Source organism: Mycobacterium sp. (genome assembly GCF_049281135.1).
GTDB lineage: Bacteria > Actinomycetota > Actinomycetes > Mycobacteriales > Mycobacteriaceae > Mycobacterium.
Map to the genome: position 1 here is coordinate 1 of NZ_JBAPRN010000158.1, position 2511 is coordinate 2511.

Genomic DNA, 2511 nt, shown 5'->3' on the forward strand with positions numbered 1-2511 from the left:
ACTATTATCCCAGACAGCGCTCGCTGGCGCCGTCACAACGAGCCCGACTGCAGTACGTCACCGGCCAGCCCCGCGACGACCGGGATGATGCCCAGGCACACGAATGCGGGCAGGAAACACAGGCCCAGCGGACCGGCAATCAAGACCCCGGCGCGCTCAGCGGCCGCGGCGGCGGCGTGCACGGCGTCCTGCCGGCATTGCGTCGCGAGCGTCGACACCGCCATCCCCGCGGCCAGGGATACCGCGAGCACATCCAGGCCCCGTGATCATCGCCGGCGTTTCAAACCCCACTTGCCGTACAAATCGGTGCGTCGCGCGGTCGGCCGTGCGGTTCGCACGGCCGTCACGACTTCTCCGACGACGTCCACAGCAGTCACCTGCTCTTGAACCGCAATCCTGCTGATCGTACCGAGCTGAACCCAGATTCTGGACGATCAGACATCAATTGCACCGTCCCGATTATTCCCGGTACCGGGCACGCGTCCTAGGTTGAGGGGACACTCCGTCGCGGGGGACAACCTGGCGGGTGTAGATCGGCAGGCACTGGCGCCGCCGCCCCAGACAATGTCGTTCTAGTCGATGCGGATACGGAGAAAGCTGTGATGCCTGGCGATCCCCGACGTACCAACGGTCGAAAATCGTTTCAATCTGCCGACTCGGGCGACGGCCTGCCCCGCGCGGCGATCTGCCGTCTCGATTCGTCATCAAAGATGAGGGCACATGGTGTTTCAGAACGCGAGCCGGATCATCGTAGCGATGTCAAAGTTGGCCACGGCGATCGCGCGATCCGAGATATGGTGCAGCGATGAAGCAGCCGTCCGCTGTCGGTCTGCCGTCCAAGAGCTGGTCGGTGTCCTCGCAACCGGCTACCGACGTGGTGAATACACTCACCCAGCGCGCCGACGAGTTGACCGATGATCTGATAACGGCCATCGCGGGCGCCCCCAAGCTCTCCGATTTCGTCTGGATCCCAGCCCACATCGACCCCAGCGTCGAGAGCGTCCGTTCGGTGATCGCGGCAATGGCCGACCCCACCGAGTTCGATCCGCATTACGCCACGCTGACAGGAGCCGATCAGGCTCAGCAACGGGTGGCGGTGTCGGCGGTGATCGAGGGCGACCGCGTTGGATTCCGTCGGCTATGGCAGATCTGCGTCGACGAGGCGACCCGCCATCCCAACGTCGACATTCAAACGCTGCATCAGATAACGGCGAACCTGTATGCGGTCGAAGACCTGTTCGAGACCGCGAAGTTCAGCGGTTACCGTGAGCAGCAGCGCCGGGAGGCGCTCGAGGAGATGTCGCAGCACTCGGTGATGATCGACTCCCTGCTGCACGGCCAACACCACGACGCCTGGACGCTGTGGGAAATCGCCAACTATCTGCGGCTGCCGACCGAAGGCCCATTCGTGGTCATCGCTGCCGAACTTCACGCTGTGGGACGTGAGGCCCTGCCCGAAATCGAATCCAAGCTGCGCAGCCTGGACGTGTACTCGGCCTGGCGACTGCTGCCCGACCTGCAGGTGGGCATCGCCCACATCGCCTCCGAGCACCACCTCGACAGGATTCTCGGATTGTTGACGCGGATGGCCACCCACCGGGTCGGTGTCAGTGCCAGCTTTCACGACCTGCGCGACACCCCCGTGGGGTTGCACTTTGCGAAGGTGTCGCTGCGTGGCCACGCTAGGGCAACAGCGAAGGTGGCGGCGTTCGATGGCTCGATGCTGAGCACCGCTGCCGTCAGCGCCCCCGCTATCATGGAGAAGTCGGCGGCGGCCGCCCTAGAAGGTTTTAGCGACCTGCCCGACGAGGAGCGCGAAACACTCTTCGAAACGTTCCGGACGTGGCTGGACAACGACTGCTCGGTGCGCGCCACCGGCGATGTTCTCTTTGTTCATCCCAACACGGTGCGCAAACGTCTACAACGTATCGAACGACGCACCGGCCGATCAATGTCGCGGCCGCGCGATGTCATCGAATTGACGTTGGCCTTGGAAGTACGCAGCCGGCTGATGTTGCCAAACACCGCATAGTCGCCGACGTCGCGGCCGTCCGCGTCCGATGCCGGCGGGGCCGATGCCCCCGCGGATGCATCCCAATGACGCCGCGACGATGACCACGGAGTTCGCCGCCGGTGCCACCAGCAGGGTGCTCCAGATGCCGGGCAACGACGGCGGGTGGGTACCGGTCCACGTGACGGTCAACCGGGTGGAAATCGACCAGGACACGTTCGCCGGGTTAGTCGCGTCGCGGTTGCCGACCCCCGCCGAGCGGGCTGAAGCGGGCCTGTCCGAATCCAACTAGACCGGGCCGGCGCGGGCAGCTGCCCGCGCTGTACCCCATCGGGCGACTACCAAGCCCACCTCGACCGTTACGACGACATCCAGGTCGTCGACAAGGCAGCCGGCTGGATCAGCCCGCATCGCCCGGGCCACCGCGCCGGCCTGTGCGCAGGCTGATTCGGCGCCGGCGGGTACTCGCGCCGCGGCGGCCAACGCGGCCAGATCGACCG

At 65.3% G+C, this 2511-nt stretch carries 2 protein-coding genes and 2 pseudogenes; 2 read left to right on the plus strand and 2 right to left on the minus strand.

All coding sequences use genetic code 11. The features are described from left to right. Window positions 1–32: 32 nt before the first annotated feature. A pseudogene (locus WAN02_RS06505) lies at window positions 33–221 on the minus strand (type II secretion system F family protein); the annotation flags it as partial. A gap of 584 nt (window positions 222–805) precedes the next feature. Here WAN02_RS06505 and WAN02_RS06510 point away from each other — a divergent pair. Then, window positions 806–2032, plus strand: coding sequence for a PucR family transcriptional regulator (locus tag WAN02_RS06510; protein ID WP_422263349.1), 1227 nt, complete (start codon window positions 806–808; stop codon window positions 2030–2032). Window positions 2033–2081: 49 nt separating this feature from the next. Further along, window positions 2082–2303: pseudogene (locus tag WAN02_RS06515) on the plus strand (hypothetical protein); the annotation flags it as partial. Here the strand turns inward: WAN02_RS06515 and WAN02_RS06520 are convergent. Beyond that, window positions 2300–2511, minus strand: a 212-nt coding sequence (locus WAN02_RS06520; RefSeq protein ID WP_422263350.1) for an Rv3654c family TadE-like protein, incomplete at its 5' end; no start/stop codon positions are given. The pseudogene WAN02_RS06515 and the gene WAN02_RS06520 overlap by 4 nt on opposite strands.